The sequence below is a fragment of the Coprococcus sp. RTP21428st1_C9_RTP21428_210409 genome (genome assembly GCF_040227395.1).
Classification (GTDB): Bacteria; Bacillota; Clostridia; order Lachnospirales; family Lachnospiraceae; genus Coprococcus; species Coprococcus aceti.
On the sequence record NZ_JBEHVV010000007.1, the window covers coordinates 1 to 26,525 of the forward strand.

Annotated in this window: 21 protein-coding genes; 2 read left to right on the forward strand and 19 right to left on the reverse strand. The window is 42.4% G+C overall.

The annotated features are described in order from the left end of the window. The 8 genes from ABUA34_RS02540 to ABUA34_RS02575 all read right to left on the reverse strand — a co-directional run. A partial coding sequence (locus ABUA34_RS02540; protein ID WP_349822801.1) for a YfhO family protein occupies positions 1-1,731 on the reverse strand: 1,731 nt, incomplete at its 3' end. 110 nt (positions 1,732-1,841) lie between these two features. Further along, positions 1,842-3,323 (reverse strand): bifunctional hydroxymethylpyrimidine kinase/phosphomethylpyrimidine kinase, encoded by a 1,482-nt coding sequence (thiD, locus tag ABUA34_RS02545; RefSeq protein WP_082419745.1) that lies wholly within the window; start codon positions 3,321-3,323, stop codon positions 1,842-1,844. 25 nt (positions 3,324-3,348) lie between these two features. After that, the gene (gene thiE / locus ABUA34_RS02550; RefSeq protein ID WP_201858981.1) at positions 3,349-3,993 is read right to left on the reverse strand and encodes a thiamine phosphate synthase; all 645 of its coding nucleotides are present in this window, start codon (positions 3,991-3,993) and stop codon (positions 3,349-3,351) included. 71 nt (positions 3,994-4,064) lie between these two features. After that, positions 4,065-4,886: a hydroxyethylthiazole kinase gene (gene thiM, locus ABUA34_RS02555; protein WP_055272919.1), complete on the reverse strand. Its 822-nt coding sequence runs from the start codon at positions 4,884-4,886 to the stop codon at positions 4,065-4,067. A gap of 140 nt (positions 4,887-5,026) precedes the next feature. Further along, on the reverse strand, positions 5,027-5,446 hold the full coding sequence (gene mscL / locus ABUA34_RS02560; protein WP_015534993.1) for a large conductance mechanosensitive channel protein MscL: 420 nt from the start codon (positions 5,444-5,446) through the stop codon (positions 5,027-5,029). Between the two features lie 145 nt (positions 5,447-5,591). Beyond that, entirely contained in the window at positions 5,592-7,136 is a 1,545-nt protein-coding gene (gene gpmI / locus ABUA34_RS02565) for a 2,3-bisphosphoglycerate-independent phosphoglycerate mutase (protein WP_349822802.1), read from the reverse strand. Between the two features lie 109 nt (positions 7,137-7,245). Continuing rightward, positions 7,246-8,004, reverse strand: coding sequence for an exodeoxyribonuclease III (locus ABUA34_RS02570; RefSeq protein WP_055144946.1), 759 nt, complete (start codon positions 8,002-8,004; stop codon positions 7,246-7,248). 266 nt (positions 8,005-8,270) lie between these two features. Continuing rightward, complete coding sequence (locus ABUA34_RS02575; RefSeq protein WP_055144352.1) at positions 8,271-11,906, reverse strand: carbohydrate binding domain-containing protein; 3,636 nt, start codon at positions 11,904-11,906, stop codon at positions 8,271-8,273. Between the two features lie 224 nt (positions 11,907-12,130). On the opposite strand from ABUA34_RS02575, the gene ABUA34_RS02580 reads away from it, so the two are divergent. Further along, positions 12,131-12,889 (forward strand): helix-turn-helix domain-containing protein, encoded by a 759-nt coding sequence (locus ABUA34_RS02580; RefSeq protein WP_022216405.1) that lies wholly within the window; start codon positions 12,131-12,133, stop codon positions 12,887-12,889. A 133-nt stretch (positions 12,890-13,022) separates the two neighbouring features. Here ABUA34_RS02580 and tpiA read toward each other — a convergent pair whose 3' ends face one another. The 3 genes from tpiA to gap form a co-directional block, all read right to left on the reverse strand. Continuing rightward, on the reverse strand, positions 13,023-13,775 hold the full coding sequence (tpiA, locus tag ABUA34_RS02585; RefSeq protein WP_004852916.1) for a triose-phosphate isomerase: 753 nt from the start codon (positions 13,773-13,775) through the stop codon (positions 13,023-13,025). A 92-nt stretch (positions 13,776-13,867) separates the two neighbouring features. Further along, a complete protein-coding gene (locus ABUA34_RS02590) occupies positions 13,868-15,082 on the reverse strand; it encodes a phosphoglycerate kinase (protein WP_022216404.1) in 1,215 nt (404 codons plus the stop codon). Between the two features lie 214 nt (positions 15,083-15,296). Further along, positions 15,297-16,334 carry a type I glyceraldehyde-3-phosphate dehydrogenase gene (gene gap, locus ABUA34_RS02595; protein ID WP_004852921.1) on the reverse strand — a complete coding sequence of 346 codons (1,038 nt, stop codon included), beginning with the start codon at positions 16,332-16,334 and terminating at the stop codon, positions 15,297-15,299. Positions 16,335-16,668: 334 nt separating this feature from the next. Here gap and ABUA34_RS02600 point away from each other — a divergent pair, with 334 nt between their 5' ends. Beyond that, entirely contained in the window at positions 16,669-17,490 is an 822-nt protein-coding gene (locus ABUA34_RS02600; RefSeq protein ID WP_022216403.1) for a histidinol-phosphatase HisJ family protein, read from the forward strand. 153 nt (positions 17,491-17,643) lie between these two features. Here ABUA34_RS02600 and ABUA34_RS02605 read toward each other — a convergent pair whose 3' ends face one another. From ABUA34_RS02605 to ABUA34_RS02640, 8 genes are all read right to left on the reverse strand, one after another. Next, a complete protein-coding gene (locus tag ABUA34_RS02605; RefSeq protein ID WP_055272917.1) occupies positions 17,644-18,033 on the reverse strand; it encodes a hypothetical protein in 390 nt (129 codons plus the stop codon). A gap of 317 nt (positions 18,034-18,350) precedes the next feature. Beyond that, complete coding sequence (gene mnmA, locus ABUA34_RS02610; protein WP_238050542.1) at positions 18,351-19,400, reverse strand: tRNA 2-thiouridine(34) synthase MnmA; 1,050 nt, start codon at positions 19,398-19,400, stop codon at positions 18,351-18,353. A gap of 75 nt (positions 19,401-19,475) precedes the next feature. Beyond that, positions 19,476-20,657 carry a cysteine desulfurase NifS gene (gene nifS, locus ABUA34_RS02615; protein WP_055272915.1) on the reverse strand — a complete coding sequence of 394 codons (1,182 nt, stop codon included), beginning with the start codon at positions 20,655-20,657 and terminating at the stop codon, positions 19,476-19,478. A 164-nt stretch (positions 20,658-20,821) separates the two neighbouring features. Next, complete coding sequence (locus ABUA34_RS02620) at positions 20,822-22,309, reverse strand: MATE family efflux transporter (protein ID WP_055272913.1); 1,488 nt, start codon at positions 22,307-22,309, stop codon at positions 20,822-20,824. Between the two features lie 600 nt (positions 22,310-22,909). After that, positions 22,910-23,971 (reverse strand): electron transfer flavoprotein subunit alpha/FixB family protein, encoded by a 1,062-nt coding sequence (locus tag ABUA34_RS02625; RefSeq protein WP_015535002.1) that lies wholly within the window; start codon positions 23,969-23,971, stop codon positions 22,910-22,912. Between the two features lie 27 nt (positions 23,972-23,998). Continuing rightward, positions 23,999-24,784 carry an electron transfer flavoprotein subunit beta/FixA family protein gene (locus ABUA34_RS02630; protein WP_022058361.1) on the reverse strand — a complete coding sequence of 262 codons (786 nt, stop codon included), beginning with the start codon at positions 24,782-24,784 and terminating at the stop codon, positions 23,999-24,001. Between the two features lie 17 nt (positions 24,785-24,801). Continuing rightward, positions 24,802-25,968, reverse strand: coding sequence for an acyl-CoA dehydrogenase (locus tag ABUA34_RS02635; protein WP_004852934.1), 1,167 nt, complete (start codon positions 25,966-25,968; stop codon positions 24,802-24,804). 42 nt (positions 25,969-26,010) lie between these two features. Further along, positions 26,011-26,525, reverse strand: a 515-nt coding sequence (locus ABUA34_RS02640) for a 3-hydroxyacyl-CoA dehydrogenase family protein (protein ID WP_349822803.1), incomplete at its 5' end; no start/stop codon positions are given.

Sequence of the window (26,525 nt, forward strand, 5' to 3'; positions counted from 1 at the left end):
CATCATTTTAAACTCATAACTATAACGCATAAAAATACCCTCCTTACTGGTTGTCCAGTAAAGAGGGTACATATCATAATTTGCTCTGACATTGTTCTTATATTTAAAATTATCATCCGTATCTTTGCCATTATTGTTTTTCTTTTTTTCGAGTGATCTTGTCGCCCTTGATCTGGTCTGGCTGATCCTGTATGTATCGGAATCATATTCTTTCAGATCATTTATAAGGCCTTCCATAGCCGTCTCATACTCAACAAAACTCTCACCGTTGTCGATATGGATATTGTCCATTTGCAACATCACGCTGTATCCTGTCTCAACAGTCAGCACTGCACACAGAATGACCGTAAATATAATTCCGAACACTCTTCCGGCTCCTACGTTTTTCGAAAGCCTGCTTATGAGTGCTATCAAAACGGCTACCCCTACAATAAGCGCATCGGTCAGCCATACAAGTTTGTTATCCTGGACTCCATGCAGATAGTTTACACCAAGCATAGCCGCACTGAATATCGCACTTGCAATGATAACCCGCCATTTTACAGCATTCAGATCCTCCGAGAGGAAAAATTCAGCGGCAAAGAATAATATGCAGAATATTCCAACATGTGAATATCTGTACCAATATGATCCAACCTCTTTGAACAGAGAAAATGCCATGCACAATGGATTCCAGTAAAACATGAGCAGCATTACCACAAGCGTGACAAATGCTAATATCTTCTGCTTTACATTGTGTTTCTTACCGATGAAGATTCCAATAAATCCTATCAACGCCAGACATCCGCAGTACAGAGACACGCTTCCCTTCTGACTCTGTGCGCCAAGCGAATATCCGTCTATCACAGATGAAACATCACCGATAAATGACATGTCGAGCAGAGAGCCGAAATCAAGACTTCCTCTTACACTGTAACGCATCGCACCTATCGTCGGAAGGAACAACACCCCGCTGATCAGAACTCCCGCCAGCATTGAATATATAAACCGTCCAAGTTTTCCGGCAAAATCCTTTATGACAGTCTTCTCAGCCTTAGTATCCCCACTGTACAATCTTAAATATGCAAATTCAAACAAAAACCAGAAACAGGCAAATACACAGTTGATTCCGCCCATATACCAGTTGAACAGAACTGCCAATGCAACTGATACGGAAAGCATAACAGGCCTGCCACCGTTAACCACTCTGTACACGCCCAGCATTATGAGCGGTAACATATAGAAGCCGTCAAGCCACATTATATTACATGCCTGGGCGATTCCATACTGACTCACTGCATAGCTCACCGCCAGAAAAATGATAAGTGCCTGCTTTTTCACAGAACCATCATTCCACTCTTCAAATCTCCTGTTGAGATAAAATGCAAATGTCGCCGCCGCACAGGCAAGCTTTAACGTTATGATCACATGTACGAACAATACAAGCTGGGATTTGTCGAATAACAACAGCAATAAATTGAACGGGCTGGAAAGATAGTAACTGAATACTCCTATGCAGGCCCCTCCTATAGATTTGCTGAAAGAATAATCTATATTATTTTTGCCGTCAAATACATCCTTCAGATATGCCAGAAAATCAAGATACTGAAAATCAGCATCCTTGGATGCGAGTGAATGTACTCCGAACGGCACATACTTTTTTATATAAAACAGAAGCCACAGCAGGCAGAATGTGATAATGCCCGCTGTAAGCATCTGAATAACAAGCTGTTTTCTCTGTTTTTTCTCCATCGTATTCTTCTCCAGATTATTTAGTTTTAATATAATACTACACAATCTGTGAAAATACTATATAGATTAAAATTTTTTAATGAAAGATTTTCTAACTTTTACATACTGATTTATAACATATACCTACTTCGTATATCGAAACCATGATTCAGCGGTCCACTGCCCGATCCCAGATCCAGCATGGCCGCCAGGGCACCGGATATATATTGTTTGGCCATTCTAACTGAATCACTTACATCATATTCCTTTGCGAGATTTGAAGCGATCGCACTTGAAAGCGTACATCCTGTGCCATGTGTATTCGGATTATCAATACGCTTACCCGAAAACCAGGTGATATTCTCTCCGTCAAAAAGCATATCATTTGCATCATTTATGCTGTGTCCACCCTTTACAAGGACAGCGCAGCCATACTTTCCGTATATACATCTGGCGGCATTCTCCATATCAGCTACGCTCTTCACCGATATACCAGTGAGCGCCTCAGTCTCAGGTATGTTTGGCGTTATGAGCTTTGCAAGTGGGAACAGTTTACCGGTCATGACCTCCACCGCATCATCGCTTATAAGCTTAGCACCACTGGTCGCCACCATCACAGGGTCAAGCACGACATTCTCCGCATTGTATCTGGCAAGTCTGTCAGCTATCACATCAATAAGTTCAGGAACAGATACCATTCCTATCTTGACCGCTTTCGGCCGTATATCGGTAAACACCGCATCTATCTGGGCGCCAAGTACATCAGGGATAACGTTCATGATAGCAGTCACTCCTGTGGTATTCTGAGCCGTGAGGGCTGTGATCGCACTCATACCAAATACGCCATTTGCCTGCATGGTCTTGAGATCCGCCTGTACACCTGCGCCACCTGAGGAATCGCTTCCGGCTATGGTGAGGACCGGCACAAGACGGCTTCTGTCAGAATTTATACTGCACAGCATGTCATCCATACTCTTAAAATAATGATCACAATGTGCTATAAGATCTCCCTGTCTGTCCCTGCTGGATTCGTCATAGAGACCGACCACAACAAATCCTCCGTTCTGTGCTGTCTCCGCCGCATGATATGCGTCCTCGAATACAAATGTATCCGAAGCCGGAGTTCCCATAAACTCAGCCGCCATCTCATATATCTTAGGTGAGGCTGCCTTGCCCACGCCCACCTCAGAACATGTAAATATCCTGTCAACATACTTCATAAGTCCTGTCCGCACAAGTGCTGCCTCAACATGGCATCTGTCTGTGGATGTTGCAACAGTGACCGGGATATCATATCTCTTTAAGAACCTCAGCAGTTCAGGCACACCTGACTTCGGCTCAACTTTATTTGCATAGAAATCGCGCACAGTCTCATTGATACCGTCTATAATCTCCTTCGCGCTGAGTTCAAGTCCATAGTGTTCCTGCATATATTCTGCGCCCTTCATCATGGTCATGGTGAAAAGCACCTTCTCAAGATCAGATTCTGCCTGTATCCCCTGCCCCGCCAGATACATCTCTCCGGCATGATCCCACATAGGCATAGAGTCAAGCAGAACCCCATCCATATCAAATATCGCACCTTTTATATCACTGATAACTATTTTTTTCATGTACACCTCTATATCATATATTTAGTCAGGCATCAAGCATATTCTCTACAGAAAACTTGAGCTCCTCTGTGGCCTTCTGTATGTCCTTCTGTCCGAATATGGCACTTATAACTGCCACACCGCATATTCCGGAGCCCGCAAGCTCGGCCACATTATCCTTTGTTATGCCGCCTATGGCAATGACCGGTATGGACACCGCCTCACAAATGGCCTTGAGAGTTTCATGGCTCACATCGTCCGCGTCATCCTTTGAACCTGTTGTAAACACTGCTCCTACACCAAGATAATCTGCGCCGTGCTTTTCCGCTATAATCGCCTGCTCGACAGTCTGTGCAGACACTCCAAGTATCTTGTCAGGGCCGAGTATCTTTCTGACGTCCATGGCCTCCATATCACTCTGTCCCACGTGTACACCGTCAGCATCTATATCTTTTGCTATGCTGACCTCGTCATTGATGACAAATGGAACTCCATATTCCTTACAAAGCTTCTGTATCTCCTTCGCCTCAGCGAGGAAGTCTTCTCTGTCGAGCTTCTTCTCCCTGAGCTGTACAAATGTTGCACCGCCGTCAAGTGCCTTCTTTACCTGATCATACAGAGTCTCTTCACCAAGCCAGTGTCTGTCAGTTACTGCGTAGAGCAAGAGCTCTTTCTCACTGCAATTTATCATACTATCCGTCCTTCCTATATGTTTCGATCCCGATCTGATGCAGATCCAGGCAATTATTAGACTTCCGTCAATTATCTGATTTCAAACTTTGCGCCCTGTTCAAGTGTATCCCCGTCCATATTGTATATGGCGTCGATTATCCTGTTCCTGTATGTTGAATTACCCTCAAATGCCTGCAGATGGGAATAACCGATCTCCCCAGCAAGTCCCATGACCATGACAGCCGCTGCAGCAGCCTCAAGCTTGTTGTCCTGATTTGCCACAACATATGCTGTCATCATTCCTGAGAGCTGGCAGCCTGTTCCAGTGATCTTACCCATCTCAGGACGGCCGTTTCTGATTACATAACATTTCTCGCTGTCCGCAACAAGGTCTATTGCGCCTGTTACAGCTATGATAGATCCCGTTTCAGCAGATAGCTTCTTGACAAATGCCACTGCATTATCAAGCGTATCCTCCGTAACCGCATCTGCCACATCGGCATCAACACCCTTTGTACTGCCGGAACCATATGCCAGAGTTTTGATCTCAGAGATATTTCCCCTTATAACATCAAATCTAATCTCCTTCATAAGTCCAACAGCCGTATCAGTTCTGAGCTTACTTGCTCCTGCTCCAACAGGATCGAGAAGTACAACATGTCCAAGTTCATTTGCCTTCTTCCCTGCCAGGTACATTGATGGAATAGTGTTCTTGTTAAGTGTTCCTATGTTGATATTCAGACCACCACATATACTTGTGATATCCTCCACGTCACCCTCATCATCCGACATGATAGGACTTCCACCGCACGCCAGAATGACATTTGCCACATCATTTACAGTTACATAGTTTGTTATATTGTGTACCAGAGGTACATTCTTTCTCACATTTTCAAGGCACTCTTTTATCATGTTTTTCTGTCTCCTTTATATATACTCTGTTGTTTATCTGCTAATCTTTTTTGACGAAAAGCGGCCATACCATAAGGCACAGCCGCTTTTCTTATGCTGTATGTATCCCTACGCCGGCGCTGATCCAGGTCAGACCTGATCTACTCCTGGGCAGGAGGTACATCAGATGTACAATGCATACACTTTGTTGCTTTGATATCTATCTCACCCATACAGTATGGGCACTTTCTTGTGAGAGGAGCTGCCTCCTCTTTCTTCTTACCAAGATCCATGATCGCATTGATCCCCTTCATGATGACAAATATAACAAATGCCATGATTATGAAGTTGATAACTGCTGAAATAAACGCTCCATACTCGATATACTGTCCTGTATGGAATATCTGAAAATGTCCACCAATCTCTGCTCCACCGATACTGTTGATTATTGGTGTGATGAAACAGTCTGTAAAAGATGTAACCAATGACTGGAACGCTCCACCAATGATAACACCGATTGCAAGACTCATCACATTTCCCTTAAGGGCAAACTCCTTAAACTCTTCCAAAAACTTCTTCATATGTATCCTTCCAACTGAATACAGCACCAATCATAACAAACTTATATTATAATTCGGTGCCGTATCTTTTATTTATTGTTTCTCGCGCAATTGATATGACATATATCTACATTTGCTGTCATTGCTAATCGCACATCATCTTTTTTTACTTTCTTACAATAAGTGACTTGCCTGTCATCTCCTTAGGCTGAGGAAGTCCCATAACCTCAAGAAGTGTAGGTGCGATATCTGCAAGACATCCGCCCTCACGAAGCTCTACATCTTCACCATAGTTGTAAAGGATAAATGGTACAGGGTTAGTTGTATGAGCTGTATGTGGAGCACCGGTCTCATAGTTGATCATCTGCTCTGCGTTACCATGATCAGCACAGATAAAGAGAACACCATCAACCTTATCAATTGCCTCTACAGCAGCGCCAACGCACTTGTCAACTGTCTCTACAGCCTGGATAGCTGCTGGGATAATACCTGTATGACCAACCATATCAGGGTTTGCAAAGTTGATGATGATCACATCATACTCGCCACCAAGGATAGCTGCATTGAGCTTCTCGCTTACCTCTGGAGCGCTCATCTCTGGCTGGAGGTCATATGTTGCTACAGCAGGTGACTTTACAAGGATTCTGTCCTCGTTCTTGTTAGGCTCCTCAACACCGCCGTTGAAGAAGAACGTTACATGAGCATACTTCTCTGTCTCAGCAAGTCTGAGCTGCTTGAGGCCCTTAGCTGCAAGGTACTCACCGAATGTGTTGTCAATCTCTTCCTTCTTGAATGCTACAAGCTTGTTAGGTATTGACTCGTCGTAGTCCTTGAAACATACATATGTGAGTGGCATGCGGCCATTTGCTCTCTCAAATCCATCAAAATCATCACAGCAGAATGCTCTGGTGATCTCGCGGGCTCTGTCTGGTCTGAAGTTAAAGAATATAACTGAATCATTTGGCTTAACAAGTGATACAGGCTTACCATTCTCTGTGATTACTGTAGGAAGAACGAACTCATCATATACTTCCTTGTCATATGACTCCTGCATAGCTGCAACCGGGTCCTCAGCCTGAACGCCCTCACCTGTTACAAGTGACTTGTATGCAAGCTCTACTCTGTCCCATCTGTTATCTCTGTCCATTGCGTAGTAACGGCCTGACATAGATGCAACCTTACCTACACCAATCTCCTTCATCTTTACGATAAGCTCCTCAAGGTATCCCTTACCTGATGCAGGCGGTGTATCTCTTCCATCGAAGAATGGATGAACGTATACGTTCTCAAAGTTCTGCTTCTTGCAGAGCTCAAGGATCGCATAAAGGTGTGTATTGTGGCTGTGAACACCACCATCTGAGAGAAGTCCCCAGAGATGAAGATCTGAATTGTTCTTCTTGCAGTTTTCTATTGCAGCAAGCATCTCCTCGTTCTCAAAAAAATCTCCATCAGCGATTGCCTTTGTGATTCTTGTAAGCTCCTGATATATGATACGGCCTGCGCCGATATTCATATGACCTACCTCTGAATTGCCCATCTGACCGTCTGGAAGTCCTACAGGAAGTCCTGAAGCTGCGCCCTGCACAAATGGTGCTGTAGCCATAAGTTTGTCCATAACAGGTGTCTTTGCAAGTGCTACTGCATTACCCTCTGTCTTGTCACTGAGACCATATCCGTCGAGGACCATTAAAACTACTGGTTTCTTACTCATAATTTTTCTCCTTTTTATTTATTCCGGCTAAATGCCTCTTAATCATAATTCACTCATTTGAGATTATACTTATATAATGCCTATTTTTCAAGTTCAAATCCAACTCAAGTCACAGGTCAATATCCAGTTCAACCGGGCAGTGATCAGATCCCATGATATCAGTGTGTATCTTAGCATCGACAAGCTTGTCCTTCAAACTCTCAGATGTGAGAAAATAGTCGATACGCCAACCTGCATTCTTCTCCCTTGCCTTAAATCTGTACGACCACCATGAATATATATTTTCCTGATCCGGATAGAAATATCTGAATGTGTCGATGAAGCCATCATCTAGAAGCACCGTCATCTTCTCTCTTTCCTCATCAGTAAATCCCGCATTCTTCCTGTTTGTCTTTGGATTTTTCAGATCTATCTCATTGTGAGCCACGTTCATATCGCCGCACACTATAACAGGCTTATTCTCCTCAAGCTTTTTCAGATATGCTCTAAAATCATCCTCCCATTTCATCCGGTAATCAAGCCTTGCAAGCTCGTTCTGTGAATTTGGTGTATATACAGTCACCATGTAGAAGTTCTCATATTCAAGTGTTATGACACGACCCTCATGGTCGTGTTCATCTATGCCTATACCTTTTGTTTCACTCAAAGGTTTCTCTTTTGTGAAAATAGCCGTACCTGAATATCCCTTCTTATCCGCATAGTTCCAATACTGATAATATCCTGGCATATCAAGTGTGAGCTGTCCCTCCTGCATCTTGGACTCCTGTATACAGAATATGTCTGCATCTATGCTGTTAAAAAAGTCCATGAAGCCTTTACCGGCGCATGCCCTTATTCCATTTACGTTCCATGAGATAAGTTTTTTCATAAATTTATATACCATTTTATCCTTTCATTATTATTTGGGGAAAATCATGTTTTATTTTAACATGTCGCCTACCGGCTCCATGCAGGCATTCGCATTATGACGGCTTGCGCAAGCGCATCCGTCGCAATGCTCATTATATCATACAAACACCCATTCTGACTGTCAAATCATTTAAAAATTCACCAAAATCCTGCTATGGCCACAATGAAAAAGGCAGCGACGATCCGCCGCTGCCTAAGGGTATATATTATTTTTAGGGGTCAAATTTAATTTTTTACAAATGATACATTTGATATAGAAACTGTATGTGCTCCAAGTGTGTATCCTTCAACATATCCCATTGAGAAGAATAATCCGGCACCTGTATCAACAGTGATACCATCTGTGAAAACTTCTTCCTTAGGTGTAATTGTGAGTGTTACATCCTTAGCCTCACCAGCTGTAAGAACTACATCTTCACCGCCATGCCATGCATATCCGGCTGAAGGAGTCATAACAGCAACCTTCACAACTCTATCAACATCAGAAACCAATGTACATTTAAGAGTATATGACTCGCCCTGCTCAAGAGATAATCCCATCTGCTTAAGCTGGATGTTCCAGTCTGCCTCACCCACGTTTTCAACACTGTATGTGATCTTTCCATCTCCAGCCTCAAATGTGGCATCTCCAGGAGCAGTTACTGCATTTTCCCAACCAGCAAGGCTACCATCCTCACTCATCTCAAATTCTGAATTTGTGATAAGATTCTTGCCTACAGGCACATCTATCTCTGGAGCTGAAGTCTTTTCAAGGACAATATTGTCAATACAGATTCTATGCTGATCAGTAATTGCCGAACCATTTTCTCCGCCTGCGCCAAGTGCAATATTGAAAATACTCTCTTCGTCTGTGTCACAGGCCATCTGGAATGTGTTTGAAACAGTCATATATTTCTGATCAGCCTGATCGTATGCATCAAGCTTTACTGTTTCCTGAACATATGGTGTCCAGTCCTCTGCACCTGTACTATCCTTATGCGTGCTTCCATCTCTCTGTATCGCGTACTGAACAGTTCTCGACACAGAACTCTTTATATCAAATGAAAGCTTGTACCACTGACCTTTCTCAAGCTTGATATTATTCTGCTTGAGCTGTATCTTCCAGTTTTGGTCACCTGAATTCTTTATTGTGAAGTCAGCAGCATTGTCCTCCTTCTGGCTGTCCACAACAGACTCTGCATCCGCACTGCTGTCTATATACACATCATATCCAGCAAAATCTGCTGAAAAGTTCCCATTGAGAAGAAGTGAATCCTGCATTATCTTCACATTGTCTAACAGAACTTCTCCGCTGTTACCAAAATCAATGCTGATTGAACTGTCAGTCACTTCTTCTCCGGTCTCAAACTTGTAAACATAATTCTTAATTCCTTTATCCAGAGTTACAGCAAACTTTGAATCTCCTGTAGTGATAATTATATTCTTTCCCTCAGTTGCAGTCTCAGCATCGAATTTAAGTACATACTTTGTATTTGGGGCATACGCAAGCTCATCCTGTGATAATACGAAGTTGCCATCTATACTCTCATCCAATGACTTGTATGAAAATCTTCTTCCGTCAGACAGACCTGTCACCTTATACTCAGCACCGCAATTGTTGCTGACTGTCCAATATCCAAGCCTTCCTGTTCCTTCCTGAAATTCTCCATTGTAAACTAGGTTTCCATCAGCGAGAATCGTCTTCTTGTCAACTATCTCAGTCTGATTTGTCTTTACCAGCTTTACATTTGCAATATGTACACCAGCCACGCTTCCCTGATTGCCGAAGTTGAATTCTATTCTTCCCTTGTCATCAGATGAATCAGTCATCGTATACTCATACTCAAATGTCTGTTTCTCTGTTGTCATATCAAATTTTGTATCCTTAAGATATCTTCCCCATGATCTGGTTGGCGCTGAGACATCAATTATGCCTGTTCTCGCCTCATCCGCCCACGCATCAAATGAAAGCTTGTATGTGGCACCTTTTTCTACAGGAATATCAGGCTGTACCAACTGTATGCTGTAATCAACCGTTCCTGCATCAATTGTATTTATGTTGATTGTATTGTTCTCGATGACCGCTGTTCCTTCGCCGCCGTTCTGCGCCATAAAAATCCAGTTTTCTGCATCTCCCAGATCCTCGGTCTCACTAAAATCACCATTTATTACATAATTGCCATTTTCATCCGGATCACGAATTATAACTTCACGCTCTGGCTTTGTCACATTTTCGTCATAAGACTCCTTCTGGTATACTCTCACATAATCAACATATAAGCTCTCACTGTTAATATAATCTGCATCTGCATCCGGATTTCCTGGCCAATTGCCGCCAACTGCAAGGTTGAGTATTACATAGAATGGCTGATCAAACGGTGCCGGATAAGTAACTGTACCTTTTCCGGCAGTTGTAGAATACCAGTCATTTTCCTCATGCATCTTAACTCCATCTACATACCACGTAATTTTTCCAGGCTCCCAGTCACATGTAAATACATGATAGCTGTCCGCAAATGACTTTCCATTTGAAAGTGTATATTTTCCCTGTGACTCTGAATGCGGATTGCCATAGTGAATCGTTCCATAGGTTGTATATGTATTGTCTCCAAGAACCTCCATCACATCTATCTCACCACATCTAGGCCACTGTCCATACAGACTCTCATTTGTAGGCATCATCCATGCTGCAGGAAGATAGCCCTTACCTGTAGGTACCTTTGCTCTGAACTGTACTCTGCCATACTTGAAATCCTGCTTATTCTGTGTGTTTACTCTTCCCGATGTATATGATATAGAACCATCCTCATTCACTTTTTTCTTTGAGCTTATAATAAGTGTGCCATTCTTGACTTTTATATTATCTTCAGAATCAACATATGACTGAAGCTCATTATTGACCCAGCCAGGCTCATGGAGTTCAACATTCCAAATATCACGGTTGAGCTCTGTTCCGTCAAATTCATCATGCCATAAAAGTTTATACCCCTGCGACTCGTATTTATTTTCTACAGTCACCTTCTTATTTACAGTCACTTTACATGTTGCTTTCTTTCCTGAACCGTCAGCAGCTTTTGCTGTGATTGTAGCTGTACCTGGTGCTATAGCCTTCACAACGCCTTTTGCAGAAACCGTTGCAATCTTTTTATTGCTCGATGTCCAACTTAACGTCTTGTTGGTTGCCGATGCAGGAGCGACAGTAGCTGTAAGAGTTTTACTGCTTCCCTCTGTGATAGTGAGTGTTGCCGCTGAAAGCTTGATAGAAGTAACTGGCTGTTTTACTGTAATCTTACATCTTGCATATTTGCCACTTCCATCCATAGCCTTCGCAGTTATATATACTCTTCCAACCTTAACTGCTTTTACAACACCTTTCGAGGAAACTGTTGCTATTCTTTTATCTGATGATGACCACTGAATTCTCTTATATGTGGCATTCTTTGGAGCAATTGAAGCTTTTAACGTCCTGCTGGTTCCTTTAAACATGTTCACAGCCTTTGCAGACAATTTAACAGTCTTCGTAGGAACCCCAACATAAACATTAAACCTATACATTACCTTTGGGTTTGCAGCACTCTTCACTGCTACAACCGCTTTTCCTGATTTTACCGCTTTGACAACACCCTTGTTATCTACTGTAACTATCTTCTTATTTGATGATACATATGTTACTTTTTTGCTGATCTTACCTGTAACTACAACTCTAGGTTTCACCCGAAACTTTGTACCCTTTTTTAGTACAAGTTTATTTGTGACAAGATTTGTCACAGTTACAGACTTTACCGCAGCTTTTGATGTTCTAGCGCTAACGTCTGATGGACACAGAGTGATCAACATACAAACTACAAGTATCATAGCCACAAGCTGTTTTAACCTTCTCATAAAATACTCCTCTCCAAAAATAAAATAATAATATTTACGACGTCGCATCTTTATAAAGTATTTTGATAATAACATCTTATACATTTGCCATATATCGTTTTATTGCTTTTTATATAGTTTACATGATATATTATAGAGGAGTTGTAAAGTAAGACTTTTATAAACTTTTGATAACATATAAATTTTTACCCTGACACAATTTACTGGAAAGGATTTATACACATATGAAATACTCAAAGGAAATATTCTACCAGGAATTTATAAGACGCGAAGATTCAACCAATAGAGCGCCCTATAACCCTGAACTTGAATTTTACTCAATAATACAAAATGGAGATATAGAACAGGTTAAAGAATTGTGTAAAGCCTCACCACTTAAGGATAAAAAAGGACTCGGCTTACTATCTGAAAAGCCGGTCAACAACATAAGATATCATTTTGTCATAACAACAGCCCTTGTTGCAAGATACTGTATTGAAGGTGGTCTCGATGTGGCAACTGCTTACAATCTCAGTGATTTTTATATAAAAAAGTCAGATACAATGAAGTCTGTGGAGGATATATCTGAATTACATGCGTTCATGTGCATCGACTATGCAAAAAAAATGCGAAACCTTAAGAAAAATTCCATATGCTCCAAACCGGTCGCAGAGTGCATAGACTACATATACGATCATCTGCATACTAGGATCACTGTTGAACTTCTGGCAAAACGTGTCAATCTCACCCCGTCATACCTGTCAAGGCTGTTCAAAAAAGAGACCGGAGATAATATCGGACATTATATAAAAATGCTAAAACTTGATACTGCAAGGAACATGCTCATATACTCTGATTATAGCCCTGCCCAGATAGCACAGACTCTCGCATTTCCAAGTCAGAGTTATTTTACCGAACAGTTCAGATTACATACTGGTCTAACACCTGCGAACTATAGAAATATAAATTTAAGGCAAACCCCATTTCATAAAAACAATACTTAGTTCCTGAAATATACCTCCTTGTTTTTCTAAGCGTAAACAAAAGGGATTACCTTGTGATAAAGCACTTGATAATCCCTTTCAATATTCTATATCAGATTTAATCTAAAACTAATATATTTTGGCCTGTTTAAAATTACTTTCCGGCATTTACAACCTGACCGAAATCAGCCTTGAGTGAAGCACCGCCGATAAGACCACCGTCGATGTCTGGCTTTGCAAGGAGCTCAGCAGCGTTGCCAGCGTTCATAGAACCGCCGTACTGAATTCTTACCGCCTCAGCTGTATCTGTATCGTAGATCTCAGCGATGAGATCACGGATTCCCTTACATACTTCCTGTGCCTGATCTGATGTAGCTGTCTTACCTGTTCCGATAGCCCAGATTGGCTCGTAAGCGATAACCATTGACTTAACCTGATCTGCTGTTACGCCAGCGAGATCTGACTTGATCTGAAGACGGATCCAGTCCATAGTAACACCGAGCTCTCTCTGCTCAAGTGACTCACCACAGCAAAGAATAGGTGTGATACCAGCCTCAAATGCCTTCTTAACCTTCTTGTTGAGAAGAACATCATCCTCCTTAAAGTAATCACGACGCTCTGAATGTCCGATGATAACGTACTTAACACCAGCATCAACAAGCATTGCTGCTGAGATCTCGCCTGTGTAAGCTCCGCTCTCCTCGAAGTACATGTTCTCTGCACCTACAGCTACGTTTGTTCCCTTTGTTGCCTCAACAACTGGTACGATATCGATAGCTGGTACACAGTATACTACATCTACGTCATCATTCTTTACTAAGTCCTTTAACAGGTTAACAAGCTCAACAGCCTCGCTAGGAGTCTTGTTCATCTTCCAGTTACCTGCAATAATCTTCTTTCTTGCCATTGTAATCTACCTCTTATATTTGTATTTTTTGATGAGTACCGGCCTGAACCGGCACCCACCAGTATAATCTTTATATCTCAGCGATATACAAATTACTTGTCGTTAGCTGCTGCTACGCCCGGAAGCTCCTTACCCTCAAGGAACTCAAGTGAAGCTCCACCACCTGTTGAGATGTGGCTCATCTTTGAACCGTAACCAAGCTGGTTAACTGCTGCTGCTGAATCTCCACCACCGATGATTGTTGTAGCATCTGTATCAGCAAGTGCTGCTGCAACTGCCTTTGTACCGGCTGCAAGTACAGGGTTCTCGAATACACCCATAGGTCCATTCCAAACAACTGTCTTAGCTGTCTTAACTGCGTCTGAGTAAAGCTCGATAGTCTTAGGTCCGATATCGCAGCCTTCCTTGTCTGCAGGCATCTTGTCAGCGTCAAATACCTCTGTCTTGATGCTTGGATCGTCGATAGGGTTAGGGAAATCCTCGATCATAACTGTATCAACTGGAAGAAGAAGCTTCTTGCCAAGGCTCTCTGCCTTTGCCATCATCTCCTTGCAGTAATCGATCTTAGAATCGTCTACAAGTGACTTACCGATCTCATATCCCTTAGCCTTAAGGAATGTGTAAGCCATACCACCACCGATGATAAGTGTATCGCACTTCTCAAGAAGGTTTGAAATAACGTTCAGCTTGTCAGCAACCTTAGCACCACCGAGGATAGCTACAAATGGTCTAACTGGGTTCTCTACTGCATTGCCAAGGAAGTCGATCTCCTTCTGCATTAAGTAACCAACTACTGCTGTGTCAACAAGTCCAGCAACACCAACGTTTGAGCAGTGAGCTCTGTGAGCTGTTCCGAATGCATCATTTACAAATACATCACAGATGCTTGCAAGATCCTTAGAGAAAGCCTCTCCGTTCTTTGTCTCTTCAGCTCTGAAACGTGTATTCTCAAGAAGGATTACATCTCCGTCCTTCATAGCGTCAACTGCAGCCTTAACTGTGTCGTCAACAACCTCAAGGCTTGGTACGAACTTAACCTCCTGTCCAAGGAGCTCTGTAAGTCTCTTAGCAACTGGTGCAAGGGTCTTAGTCTGCTTGTCTTCCTCAGTCTTAACCTTTCCAAGGTGTGAGCAAAGAATAACCTTTCCACCATCAGCAATAAGCTTCTTGATTGTTGGAAGAGCTGCAACAAGTCTGTTCTCGTCTGTAATCTCTCCGTTCTTTAATGGTACATTGAAGTCGCATCTGCAAAGCACGCGCTTGCCCTTAACATTGATATCATCTACTGATTTCTTGTTTAATGACATTTCTAATTCCTCCTAAATAATGTTATAGAACAGAAAACTATAAGTTGTCCTCTGCCCAGCTACCTACCCGCTCTTATGCGGGAACATAGAAACGCATAATTGCTTCCTACGAAGAAAAAAGGGCCCGGTCCTTGGAGACCGGACCCTCTATTAGGTCTAATAAATACTTTTAAATGAGCTTACATTATAAAAGCTAATTATAGCTTGAAATAACTTATGCTAACTCTGCGAAGTACTTGATTGTTCTAACCATCTGGCTTGTGTATGAGTTCTCATTGTCATACCATGAAACAACCTGAACCTCATATAAATCATCAGCGATCTTTGATACCATTGTCTGAGTTGAATCAAATAATGAACCATATCTCATACCGATAACATCTGATGAAACGATTGGATCTGTGTTGTAACCGAATGACTCTGAAGCAGCAGCCTTCATTGCAGCGTTGATTCCATCAACTGTTACATCAGCACCCTTAACAACTGCTGTAAGGATTGTTGTTGAACCTGTTGGAACTGGAACTCTCTGAGCTGATCCGATAAGCTTGCCATTTAACTCTGGGATAACAAGACCGATAGCCTTAGCAGCACCTGTTGAGTTAGGAACGATATTAGCAGCACCTGCTCTAGCTCTTCTTAAATCGCCCTTTCTGTGTGGTCCGTCAAGTATCATCTGATCACCTGTGTAAGCGTGGATTGTTGACATGATACCAGACTGGATTGGAGCATAGTCATTAAGAGCCTTAGCCATTGGTGCAAGACAGTTAGTTGTACATGAAGCTGCTGAGATGATCTGATCATCAGCTGTTAATGTATCCTGGTTAACTGAGAATACGATAGTCTTAAGATCATTACCAGCTGGAGCTGAGATAACAACCTTCTTAGCACCTGCGTTGATATGAGCCATTGACTTCTCCTTTGAGCAGTAGAAACCAGTACACTCAAGAACTACATCAACACCGATCTTACCCCAAGGAAGGTTGTTTGCATCTGCCTCCTTGTAGATTGTAAGAGTCTTACCATCAACTGTGATTGTGTTAGCCTCATCATCAGCTGAAACTGTGTGAAGGTTCTCACCGATCTTGCCACAGTATCCACCCTGTGCTGTATCGTACTTGAGAAGATCTGCAAGCATTGAAGGCTTTGTTAAATCGTTGATTGCAACAACTTCATAACCCTCTGCACCGAACATCTGTCTGAATGCAAGACGACCAATACGTCCAAAACCGTTAATTGCTACTTTTACTGCCATTTTTTATTCCTCCTAGGTTTTTGAAATATAATAAAAGTATTTATCAATCTGCTACGCGGGAACGTAGCAAATAAATCGTGTTAAATACACAAGCTAATCATACATTCTTTAGGTATAAATTTCAAGCCTTAATCTCATTTTTTTAGTTATCATCTATCCAAAATAGACAAATTTGTTTTAACAAATTATACTAATGGGCTGAGGCTATAGAAAAAATGTTTCTACTACAATTTGATAATAATAAGATTACTCAACAGCTTTACTTTATATATTTTTTTCAGTGTTTTATGTTATAATATGAAACGCAATGATTATAAACGGAGGTATACAGAAAATGATCATCTGTGATTCGCATATACATTCGGAGTTCTCAAGCGACTCTTCCGCCCCACTGGACAGTATAATCCAGAAGGCAATACAACTTGGAATTCCAAAGATCTGTCTGACAGATCACCACGATATAGACTTTCCTATCAATCCGGAGGACGGTTTTGACTTCCAACTTGATTTCGATTCGTACTTTGCTGCGATAGACGAAATACGACACAGATACGGAGATCGGATTGACGTGAGAAGCGGCGTGGAACTCGGTCTCATGAATACGGTTGCCGGCAAGGCAAGGGACATTGCTGATAAATACAAAAATGAACTGGACTTTATCATAGGATCATCACACCTTGTCAGGGGCCTCGACCCATACTATCCAGCTTACTATGAGGGACGTACAGAGATAGAAGGTATACGTGATTACTTTGAGTCCATTCTTGAGAATGTGACTCTGATAGATGACTTTGACGTATATGGTCATCTTGACTACGTAGTAAGATACTGCCCATCAGGCGAGAAGATCTTTAGGATGGCAGATTATAATGATGTGCTTGAACAGATTTTCAAAATAATCATCCCAAAGGGAAAAGGTATAGAGATCAATACCGGAAGCCTGTACAAGAATATGAGTTACGCACATCCTCACATGGATATCCTGAAACTCTACAAGGATATGGGTGGCGAGATCATCACAGTGGGATCTGATGCACACAAGCCCGAATATCTGTGCTATGATTTTGAGACATATGCAAGGGATGCCCTCACATCACTCGGCTACAGATACTACTGTACATTCAAGAACAGAAAGCCAGAATTCAATCCGCTGTAAAAAAAAATTGCAAAATATCAATTTATTTATATACTTATAAATATAAAAAGATGGAACACATACGCCAGTTCAATGGCTTATATGTTCCATCTTTTTTATACCGTAAATTCAATTCCGGCAGTCACCTGACTGCTCTATTTGTTTCATATCTCATTATGTATTGTTTCCTGTATAGTACGGACTATGTGGTATATCATGAATGTCTGTTTTTCTCATTTTTTCAAGATAATCGCCTCCGGCGCCATCCAGATCACCATATATCGCATTTGGGCAATAACTGAGGAGCATGTCAAGGACTTTCTTTTTTCTCTTTCCGGTCACAAGTCCTCTTAAATTAATATATACATTATTTTCATGATTTCCAGTATACATACAGTAATATTCCAATTTGCCTCTTCGCATACTCGTATATACATATGTTATAAGATACACATCCCATCTGTACGCAAGGTTGTATCTCATTGTCTTTGATGCGATAACCTCATGTGAAGCCATAATGTATTTATTCTCATAGATAATATCACCATACAATTTGTCTGCCATTTCAAACACACTGCCACCATGATTTTTATTCTCTCGGTTGAGCAACTTCTCCGGAGTCCGTATAATCCTAATGCCATCCCATATGCATATAACCGAAATTACAGTCAGAAAAATCAATGGTCCTGTGAAACTATTCAATTCAAACTCTCCATTATGTATCATGGAGCATATAGTGATTATCATAAAAACAAAAATCACTGAAAAGATACCAAACAATATTCATCCACGCACTTTGACGTCTTTGCGCAAAACTTCTCTGCCTGTATCACCCATACGAAATCTCCTTATGTCAGACCATCACCCTTTGTAAAACCCTGTCAACAGATGCTTCCTCCGCCAAGCACATGATCATCTTCATAGAACACTACAGCCTGTCCCTTTGTCACAGCTCTTACCGGCTCGTCAAATACTGCTTCTACCAGATCTTCATCTATCTTTCTGATGGTACACATACTTCCCTTATGATTGTATCTGATCTTCGCCTTGACATGCATTGGCTCCGTGAGATCCTCTATGGACATAAAGTTCAGTCTGTTGCATATCAGCCTTTCTGAAAATACATCTCCGTTCTCTCCTATAACAACCTGATTTGTCTCAGGTATGATGTCCACCACAAATACCGGATGCCCCATCGCAAGTCCCAGTCCTTTTCTCTGTCCTATGGTGTAGTGTATGATTCCCTTATGTCTTCCGATCGCATTGCCATGTATGTCTACAAAATCTCCCGGAACCGCCTTAAGTCCTGCTTCATTCTCAAGATAACCGGCGTAATCTCCATCTGGCACAAAGCATATATCCTGGCTATCCGGCTTGTGAGCCACCATAAGTCTGTGGTCCTCTGCAATTTTTCTGATCTCAGGCTTGCTGTACTCTCCAACCGGCATGAGTGTCCTGGCGAGCTGCTCCTGGGTGAGATTGTAGAGAGCATATGTCTGATCCTTCTCTATTCCCCTGGCCTCCTGGAGAGTATATCTGCCATTTGGAAGCTGTATGATCCTTGCATAGTGTCCCGTAGCAATATAATCGCCCCCGATGGCCATGCATCTCGTAAGCAGAGACTCCCATTTTACATATCTGTTGCATGCAATACATGGATTCGGAGTTCTTCCGCATTTGTATTCGTCCACAAAATAGTCTATTACGTACTTCTTGAATTCTTCCTTGAAATTCATAACGTAATACGGAATATCGAGCTGCGATGCCACACGCCTGGCATCATCCACAGCAGAAAGTCCGCAGCATCCGGCATGGGCACTCACCACGTCCCTGTCCTCATCCTGCCATATCTGCATGGTAACTCCTATTACATTGTAGCCCTGCTCCTTGAGCAAAAGTGCGGCAACCGACGAGTCGACTCCGCCTGACATACCAACACACACTGTCTTCTTATCTGTATCGACCAAATTTTTTCCCTCTTTATACATAGTTATATCTTGTGTAATTTACATGTTTCTCCTGGCAAAATCCTGATACGCAGGTGACATTTTTCTGAGATTTTCCACGATTCTCTTGAGATTATCTACCACCGCATCCGCCTCATCCATGGTGTTCTCATATCCCAGAGTCAGTCTGACCGCACCATGGGATATCTCCTTCGGAAGCCCTATAGCTGTCAGCACATGGGAGGGATCAACAGAACCCGATGTACATGCGGAACCGGCAGAAGCACATATGCCCGCCATATCAAGCATGATGAGGATCGTCTCGCCCTCAACGAACTGGAAGCTGACATTTACATTGTTCGGAAGTCTGTCTTTGTCATGTCCGTTCAGTCTGGAATAAGGAATCTCCGATAAAATTCTGTGTATTATATGATCTCTGATATCTGTCTCCTGCTTCATCCGATCTTCCATTGAGAGCATCGCAAGCTCCGCAGCTTTGCCCATTCCTACAATCCCCGGTACATTCTCTGTTCCGGCACGTCTTCCTCTCTCCTGCTGGCCTCCGTGGATAAAGCTTCCAAGCTTTATTCCGCTCCGTATATACAGAAACCCGATTCCCTTCGGGCCATTAAGCTTATGTCCGCTGCTGCTGAGCATATCTATGTTCATGGCATTTACATCCAGTGGTATCTGTCCATACGCCTGAACCGCATCCGTGTGGAATAGAATGCCATGTTCATGCGCAATAGCTCCTATCCTGCTTATCGGCTCTATGGTTCCTATCTCATTGTTTGCAGCCATAACCGAGATGAGGATCGTATCCGGTCTTATCGCCGACTCCAGCCTATCAGGATCAACCATCCCCTTCTCATCCACATCCAGATATGTCACGTCAAAGCCCCTCTTCTCCAGATACTGACATGTGTGAAGAATGGCATGGTGCTCTATCCTGGTCGTAATTATATGTTTTCCCTTATCCTGAAAGGCTTCCGCTACAGCCTTTAAAGCCCAGTTATCCGATTCCGAACCACCGCCCGTGAAATAGATCTCCTCAGGCTTTGCGCCAAGCGAATCAGCAATTATATCCCTCGCCACATTTATCACATCCTTATTTCTCGATGCAAATGTATATACGCCTGAAGGGTTTCCAAACTTTTCTGTAAAATAAGGCAACATGGCGTCGAGCACTTCAGGTCTCACCGCCGTCGTCGCTGCATGATCCATATATATTAACTTTCCCATTTTCGCTCTCTTTCCATTACCTTTTCTGTCACTTGTCAATGACAAATGCAACACTGCATTCATCACACGAAACTATATTACTATATAGTATTCTACCACTATACAAATGCCACGTGCTATGTATATATTATTATGCTCTCATCATATCTCATTATCTTCGTCTCTTAATCTCTTTGGACGCTTTCCATAGGCTTTACTATTTTCTTATAGACCCTGAGAAGAAAGATCGTCGATATGATCACACTGAAAACCTCTGCGATAGGGAACGCTGCCCACACACCATTCACACTGTTCATTGCTTTCGACAGGAAATATGCCACAGGAAGTATGACAAAAAGCTGTCTCGCCATAGACACTATCATACTGTACACGCCCTTTCCTACAGCCTGAAACATTCCCGAACATGTGACAGAAAATCCCGCAAATATAAACGCTGTACTCATGATCCTGACCGCTGGTATACCCATCAACAGCATCTCATCTGTGGCATCAAATATTTTAAGTATCTGTCCCGGAAATACCTGCATGATAGCAAGACAGAATACCATAATGGAACAACCGACCATCACACCAAGCTTCATGGTGCGTTTCATTCTGTCAGGTTTCTGCGCTCCGTAGTTGTATGAAATTATCGGTATCATTCCGTTGTTCAATCCGAATACAGGCATAAATGCCATACTCTGCACCTTGAAATACGCTCCGAACACTGCAACGGCCAATTTCGAGAATGAGTACAGTATCAGATTCAGGAAATAATTCATCACAGAACCTATTGCAACCATGATAACCGACGGCACACCTACGCTGAGAATCTTACCAATTATCTCGCCATGTGGCCTGAATCTTCTGAGTGTTATATGGAGATCCGGATTCTTCTTGATATTAAATATCATAGCAAGAGTTCCGGCTATACACTGTCCACATACAGTTGCAATGGCAGCACCCTTTACTCCCATTTGTGGACATCCGAGAAGACCAAATATCATTATAGGATCAAGTATAAGATTGATGACAGCACCGAGTATCTGGGTTATCATACTGTACATTGTACGTCCCGTGGACTGCAGCAATCTCTCAAATGTCATCTGGAAAGCTATACCGAAAGCACAACAGCAGCACACCTTGAGATACTCTGTTCCATATTGGATTACCCGTGCATCCCCCGTCTGACTTTCCATGAATGTCCTTGCAAAGAATAAACCTATTATCAGGAATATCACATATCCTATCGCCTCAAGGAATATTCCCTGTCTGGCAACTTCATTTGCCCTGTCAAATTTCTTCTCTCCAAGTGCCTTGGATATAAACGCATTAAAGCCAACTCCCAGTCCCGAGAAAACTCCTATCATCAGATTCTGTATCGGAAATGCCGTGGACACAGCCGTAAGTCCGTCCATGCTGAATCTTGACACAAACACACTGTCCACAACATTGTACATAGCCTGGAACAGCATGGAAATTATCATAGGAAGTGACATTGACATCAGAAGCTTTCCCTCAGACATCACACCCATCTTATTTTCTCTGCTCTCACCTGCGAACGCCTTTCCATTAGCAGATATTGTTTTATTATCAGATATTATTTTCTCACCAGATTTTTTTCTGTTATCAGGTGATTTTTCATTATTTTCGACGCTGTCTTTCTCTTTCATATGTACCTCTCCTCTGCATGCTCCTGCTGTGCATAATGTACTATACCTGCCATTTGTGCTTATCCTCACACACACTTATCTTCACTTGCACTTATCCTCACATGCATACTCTCTTTATCTACTATACTCAAACTAATTAATATTACATTATTTTTGTATTATTTACAATACACTTGTATTTTGATTTTCGATCTCTATTTTCTGATTTCTAATTTTCGATTTATCGATTTCTCATCGACTCAATTCACCGACTCGTATATTGGACCCATATATTCACATTTACAATCATCAATTCATTTATAGCTCACTAATAATGCTATTCACTCATCATCGAGCAGAGTATCCCTAGTAATGAAAACGGACACTCAATAAAAAACAGCACATAATTTTTCGCAAGTATATCCTCAACACAACCCTCACGTAGCCGCACACAAATCATTCCGTACCTGAATTCATCCTGCAACAGCCCTATGCAATTCAAACGATTCTACAATTCAGACCACCATACAGCTCAAAAAATCCCCCTCTTGAATATCAAATCCAAGAGGGGAACTTATAATTGATAATCTAAAATTATCTATATGACAAACAAGCTGTTAATTACTTATTAGCAAGCTCTGCTTTGATAGCCTCTGTAAGAGCTGGAACGATCTTGTTGAGATCTCCAACTACACCATAGTCAGCTACATCAAAGATAGGAGCATCCTCATCCTTGTTGATAGCAACGATGATGTCTGACTCTTCCATACCAGCTACGTGCTGGATAGCACCTGAAATACCGATTGCGAAGTATACCTGTGGACGAACTGTCTTACCAGTCTGACCAACCTGAAGCTCCTTTGGCTTCCAGCCTGAATCTACAACTGCACGTGAGCATGATACCTGTCCACCAAGTACCTCTGCAAGATCATCAAGGAGCTTGAAGTTCTCTGCTGAACCAACTCCACGACCACCTGAAACAAGGATTTTAGCATCCATGATATCCTTGATATCTGAGATAGCCTTTGAGATCTCAAGAATCTCAACATACTTGTTGTTAGGTACGAATCCTGGATTGTACTCGATAACCTCTGCCTTCTTACCAGCTACCTTGTCAAGCTTCTGCATAACACCTGGACGAACTGTAGCCATCTGTGGACGGTTGTCAGGACATGCGATTGTAGCGATTGTGTTACCACCGAATGCAGGACGTGTCATAAGAAGCTGATTGTGCTTCTGCTCCTGATTTGGAAGTGCAACAAGAGGGAAATCACCGATCTCAAGTAATGTACAGTCTGCTGTAAGACCTGTAGCAACTCTTGCTGAAACTGTTGGACCAAGATCTCTACCGATTGCTGTAGCACCAACTAAAACGATCTCTGGCTTGTACTCATTGATAACTGATGCAAGTGCGTGTGCATATGGCTCAGTTCTGTACTCCTTGAGCTCTGGATCGTCAACAACGATAACTCTATCTGCGCCGTACTCTGCAAGCTCATCTACAAGACCCTTAACGTCTGAACCGATAAGGACTGCAGTTACCTGCTCATCAAGCTTCTCTGCCAGTCTCTTTCCTTCGCCGATAAGCTCGAAAGAAATACCACTTAACTTATTATCTACCTGCTGTGCAAAGACAAATACGCCTTTGTAGTTCTTCATTTCTTCTGCGTTCATTGCGCCCATTTTATTCACCACTTTTCCTTTACTATATTAGATTACATGCTTATCCTTTAACTTGCCAACAATATAGCTAACTGCCTCATCTGGAGAATCAGGAACAACCTTCTCGCCTGCACCCTTTCTTACCTTATCTGAAGCCTTAGCGATCTTTGTAGGTGAGCCCTTAAGACCGATGTTAGAATCATCAACATCAACGAGGTCTGCTCTGCCAAGTGTTGTGATCTCTGCATTAACTGCATCGAAGATTCCACCTGGAGTCATGTATCTTGGCTCATTTAACTCAGAAAGTGCTGTTACAAGGCAAGGCATCTTAGCCTTTAACATATGATATCCGTCATCATACTGACGCTTAACGATAACTGCGTCTCCGTCAACCTTGATCTCCTGTGCATATGAAATTACAGGAATTCCAAGATGCTCAGCGATCTGTGGTCCAACCTGAGCTGTATCTCCATCGATAGCCTGACGACCTGTTATGATCAGATCATAATCAAGCTTTCTGAGAGCTCCAGCGATTGTTGTTGATGTAGCCCATGTATCAGCTCCACCAAGAACACGGTCTGTTACAAGAACACCCTTGTCAGCTCCCATAGCGATTGCTTCCTGAAGAACGTCAGCAGCCTTTGGAAGACCCATTGTAAGAACTGTTACCTCTGCACCATACTGATCCTTTAATCTAAGCGCAGCCTCAAGTCCTGCCTTATCATCAGGGTTCATGATTGTAAGCATTGCTGCTCTGTTTAATGTACCGTCTGGGTTGAACTGTACTCCACCCTTTGTATCAGGTACCTGCTTTATACAAACTATAACCTTCACGTTAAGTACCTCCTATATTACTTTAATAAGTTTGCAGAAATAACCATACGCTGAACCTCTGAAGTTCCCTCGTAGATCTCTGTAATCTTAGCATCACGCATCATACGCTCAACATCGTACTCCTTGATGTAACCGTAACCACCGTGTAACTGAACACACTTTGTAGTAACTTCCATAGCAACCTCGGCTGCGTAAAGCTTAGCCATAGCTGCCTCTACTGAGTAAGAAACCTTAGCACCGCTCTGGTACTCATCCTTCTTTCTTGCTGCCTTGTATACGAGAAGCTTAGCTGCCTCGATCTTTGTTGCAAGGTCTGCAAGAACAAACTGTGTATTCTGGAACTGAGCGATTGATCTGCCGAACTGCTTTCTCTCTTTAACATAGTTTACTGTTGTCTCGAGAGCGCCCTCTGCAATACCAAGAGCCTGAGCAGCGATACCGATACGTCCACCGTCAAGTGTGTGCATAGCGATATTGAATCCCTTACCCTTCTGTCCAAGAAGAGCGTCCTTTGGAATACGGCAGTCTGTGAAGATAAGCTCGTATGTTGAAGAACCACAGATACCCATCTTGTTCTCCTTTGTACCGAATGTAAATCCAGGTGTACCCTTCTCTACGATGAATGCTGAGATCTCCTTCATCTTTCTGCCACGCTTCTCAACGATACCAGTAACTGCGATAACGATATATACGTCAGCCTCTTTACCGTTTGTGATGAAGCACTTTGATCCGTTAAGTACCCACTCGTCTCCGTCAAGTACAGCCTTTGTCTGCTGTCCCTGAGCATCTGTACCAGCACCTGGCTCAGTAAGACCGAAAGCACCAAGCTTTCTGCCTGAAGCAAGATCAGGAACATACTTCTCCTTCTGAGCTGGTGTACCAAATGTTACGATAGGATCAACACAGAGTGATGTGTGTGCTGATACGATAACACCTGTAGTACCACAAACCTTTGAAAGTTCCTCAACGCACATAGCATATGTGAGAATATCACAGCCCTGTCCGCCTAACTCCTTAGAAACAGGGATTCCTAAGAAACCATACTTTGCCATCTTCTCTACAGTCTCTCTAGGAAATCTGTGCTGTTCGTCAATTTCCTGAGCAAGAGGCTTTACTTCATTCTGCGCGAACTCTCTGAATAAATTCTGCGCCATTTCATACTTCTTGTCTAAAGCGAAATCCATTCTAATTATTCCTCCATGAATATATTATATTACTTAGCACTATTACTGAGCATCAACTGGTGTCTTTGTACGATCAGCATTGTATACATAGAATCCTCTGCCGCTCTTAACACCAAGGTTGCCGCCACGTACCATCTTACGAAGTAATGGACATGCACGATACTTGCTGTCACCTGTCTCATTGTACAGAACGTCCATGATTGCAAGACAGATATCAAGGCCTACGAAATCACCTAACTCAAGTGGTCCCATTGGATGGTTAGCACCAAGCTTCATAGCAGCGTCAATACCAGCTATGTCTGATACACCTTCCATCTTGATGAATGCAGCTTCGTTGATCATTGGGATGAGGATTCTGTTTACTACGAATCCAGCAGCCTCGTTAACCTGTACTGGAGTCTTACCGATCTCCTCTGAGATCTTAACGATCTTCTCTACAATCTCAGCTGGTGTATTAACACCTGCGATAACCTCGATAAGCTTCATTCTGTCAGCTGGATTGAAGAAATGCATACCGATCATAGGACGTGTAAGACCATTTCCAATCTCTGTGATAG

Excerpts from the sequence above, each read along its gene's own strand:
- ABUA34_RS02620 (WP_055272913.1), bottom strand. The coding sequence starts at position 22,309 with ATGAAAGAGAAAGACAGCGTCGAAAATAATGAAAAATCACCTGATAAC.
- ABUA34_RS02590 (WP_022216404.1), bottom strand. The coding sequence starts at position 15,082 with ATGTCATTAAACAAGAAATCAGTAGATGATATCAATGTTAAGGGCAAG.
- ABUA34_RS02575 (WP_055144352.1), bottom strand. The coding sequence starts at position 11,906 with ATGAGAAGGTTAAAACAGCTTGTGGCTATGATACTTGTAGTTTGTATG.
- ABUA34_RS02570 (WP_055144946.1), bottom strand. The coding sequence starts at position 8,004 with ATGAAAAAACTTATCTCATGGAACGTAAATGGAATAAGGGCATGCGCC.
- mnmA (WP_238050542.1), bottom strand. The coding sequence starts at position 19,400 with ATGTCAGGCGGAGTCGACTCGTCGGTTGCCGCACTTTTGCTCAAGGAG.
- tpiA (WP_004852916.1), bottom strand. The coding sequence starts at position 13,775 with ATGGCAAGAAAGAAGATTATTGCAGGTAACTGGAAGATGAACAAGACT.
- ABUA34_RS02580 (WP_022216405.1), top strand. The coding sequence starts at position 12,131 with ATGAAATACTCAAAGGAAATATTCTACCAGGAATTTATAAGACGCGAA.
- thiM (WP_055272919.1), bottom strand. The coding sequence starts at position 4,886 with ATGATAAAAGAGTGCCTTGAAAATGTGAGAAAGAATGTACCTCTGGTA.
- ABUA34_RS02600 (WP_022216403.1), top strand. The coding sequence starts at position 16,669 with ATGATCATCTGTGATTCGCATATACATTCGGAGTTCTCAAGCGACTCT.
- mscL (WP_015534993.1), bottom strand. The coding sequence starts at position 5,446 with ATGAAGAAGTTTTTGGAAGAGTTTAAGGAGTTTGCCCTTAAGGGAAAT.
- ABUA34_RS02625 (WP_015535002.1), bottom strand. The coding sequence starts at position 23,971 with ATGGGCGCAATGAACGCAGAAGAAATGAAGAACTACAAAGGCGTATTT.
- nifS (WP_055272915.1), bottom strand. The coding sequence starts at position 20,657 with ATGGGAAAGTTAATATATATGGATCATGCAGCGACGACGGCGGTGAGA.
- ABUA34_RS02635 (WP_004852934.1), bottom strand. The coding sequence starts at position 25,968 with ATGGATTTCGCTTTAGACAAGAAGTATGAAATGGCGCAGAATTTATTC.
- gap (WP_004852921.1), bottom strand. The coding sequence starts at position 16,334 with ATGGCAGTAAAAGTAGCAATTAACGGTTTTGGACGTATTGGTCGTCTT.
- gpmI (WP_349822802.1), bottom strand. The coding sequence starts at position 7,136 with ATGAGTAAGAAACCAGTAGTTTTAATGGTCCTCGACGGATATGGTCTC.
- thiE (WP_201858981.1), bottom strand. The coding sequence starts at position 3,993 with ATGATAAATTGCAGTGAGAAAGAGCTCTTGCTCTACGCAGTAACTGAC.
- ABUA34_RS02605 (WP_055272917.1), bottom strand. The coding sequence starts at position 18,033 with ATGGCAGACAAATTGTATGGTGATATTATCTATGAGAATAAATACATT.
- thiD (WP_082419745.1), bottom strand. The coding sequence starts at position 3,323 with ATGAAAAAAATAGTTATCAGTGATATAAAAGGTGCGATATTTGATATG.